2 protein-coding genes are annotated in these 2071 nt (G+C 79.5%); both read right to left on the bottom strand.

Going from position 1 to position 2071, the window contains the following annotated elements:
• A partial coding sequence (murJ, locus tag PGN05_RS24180; protein WP_419755129.1) for a murein biosynthesis integral membrane protein MurJ occupies positions 1 to 1417 on the bottom strand: 1417 nt, incomplete at its 3' end.
• The coding region (locus PGN05_RS24175) for a hypothetical protein (protein WP_419755128.1) at positions 1414 to 2071 on the bottom strand (658 nt) is incomplete at its 5' end. The genes murJ and PGN05_RS24175, both read right to left, overlap by 4 nt.

Raw genomic sequence — 2071 nt, 5'->3', positions numbered from 1 at the left:
CGCCCAGCGCCGCGGCGGCCAGCGCGGGCAGCCCGGCCCGGGCCACGCCGGCCAGCCCGGCGGGGCCGGCGACGCGCGCCACGACGGCGAGCAGCCCGATCCCGGCCACGGTCACGCCGAGGCTGTGCCCGGCGGCCAGAGCCGCGCCGCGGTCGGCGGCCGGCAGCACCCGGGCGAGCACGACGTCGGCGACGACGGCGAGCAGCCAGCCGCCCAGCACGCAGACCGTCGGCGCCCGCCACAGCCCGCGGGCGTACAGCGCCCGGGTGAGGACGGCGACCAGCGCGTAGCCGGGCAGGCCGGGCGCGAAGGCGATGATCGTGTCGCGCAGCGCGGCGACGGTCACGGCCGGCTCCCCGCCGAGGAAGACCCGCGCCATCGGACCGGCCACCGCCACGAGCACCGCCGCGGCCGCCAGCGCGGTCACCACCACGAGGACGGTGACCGGGGCCAGCGCCCGCCGGAACCCGCGCTCGTCGCCGGCCTCGGCCCGCTCGGCCAGCCCCGGGTAGGCGGAGGTGGCCAGCGGAACGGCCAGCGCCGCCCACGGGACCAGGAAGAGGGTGAGGCCGGCGGTGTAGGCGACCTGCGTGCCGTCGGGGGCGCCCGTGTTGGCCAGCCGGATCGCCACCACGGCCACCAGCTGCTGACCGGCGAGGGTGAGCACGCCGGCCAGCGCGAGCCGGCGCACCCGCGGCGCCGCGCCGACCGGGAACCGCAGCGACGGGCGCAGGCCGAGCCGCAGCCGCCGCACCGGGAGGAGCAGGCTGAGCGTCAGGACCGCCACGCCGAGCGTCGTCCCCACGGAGAGGACCAGCTCGGTCGGGGTCGAGAGGTCCTCGGCCGACCGGCTGCCGCCGATGGCGGCGAAGGCCAGGTAGGCGCCCGCCACGACCACGCTCGACAGCAGCGGCGCCAGCGCCGGCCCCCCGAAGCGGCGGTGGGCCTGCAGCACCCCGGTGAACACGATGCCGATGCCGTAGAGCACCACCTGCGGCGCGAAGACCAGCAGGAACCGGGCCGCGAGCGCCACCTGTCCCGGGTCCCCGCCGCCCAGGAGCAGCCGGGCGATCGGCTCGGCGAACACCGCCACCAGCACCGCCAGCGGGGTGAGCACCAGCAGGCTCCAGCCCAGCAGCGCCGATGCGGTGCGCCGCACCAGCTCCCGGTCCCCGGCGGCGATCCCGCCGGCCAGCATCGGGACGACCAGGCTGGCCAGCGCGCCGCCGGCCACGACCTCGAAGACGATGTTGGGGACGTTGTTGGCCGCCAGGTAGGTGTCCCCGGTGCTGTCGGCACCGACGGCGTTGGTGAACACCAGCGTGCGACCGAACCCGGCCAGCCGGGCCAGGACGGTGAGGACGGCGATCAGCGCGGCGGCGCCGGCGACCCCGGTGAGGACCTGCCGGCGGGTCATGCCGGGCGGCGGCCGAGCCGGTCCAGTTCCCGCAGCCCCGGGGTCGCCTCGATGACCGCCGTGAAGCTCACCTTCTCGCTGACCAGGGTCAGCGCGACGACGGCGGTCAGCAGCGCGGCGCGGGCCGCCCGCCCGGGCAGCGCCGCGAGCCGCAGCCCGAGCAGGGCGCCGACGGCGTTGGCGCCGCAGTCACCGAGCATCACCCGCTCGCCGAGGTCTGCGGGCAGCACGCCGAGGGTGGCGCCCAGCGGGCCGGCGACGAGGGTGCCGGCGGCGCCGCCGAGCGTGGTCCCGGCGAGGAGGGCGGCGGCCTTGCCGGCCCGCCCGGGGCGCAGGTCGAGCAGGTTGACCAGGTTGGCGGTGCCGGCGACCAGGCCGGTGGTGAGGACGCCGTCCAGCAGCGTGCCGGCGCCCCGGCCCCGCCGCGTGAGCAGCGCCGCGGCCGCGGCGGCCGCGCCGATGCCGGCGACCTTGACCGCGCCGGCGGACACCCGCCCGGCGCGCAGGGCGCGCAGGTGGCCGGCCAGGCCCTTGTCGCGGGCCTGCTCGGGGCGCGCGCCGGCGAGGTCGTCGTAGCCGCCCACGAGGCCGGAGACGCCGCCGGCGAGCAGGGCGGCGGCGCGGGTGCCGGCCGGGGCCCCGGCCGCCGCCGGC

Origin of the sequence: Geodermatophilus sp. CPCC 206100 (assembly GCF_048569675.1) — a bacterium.
GTDB lineage: Bacteria > Actinomycetota > Actinomycetes > Mycobacteriales > Geodermatophilaceae > Geodermatophilus.
Note: the sequence above shows the minus strand (reverse complement) of the source record. Positions and strands in the feature narration are given on the sequence as shown.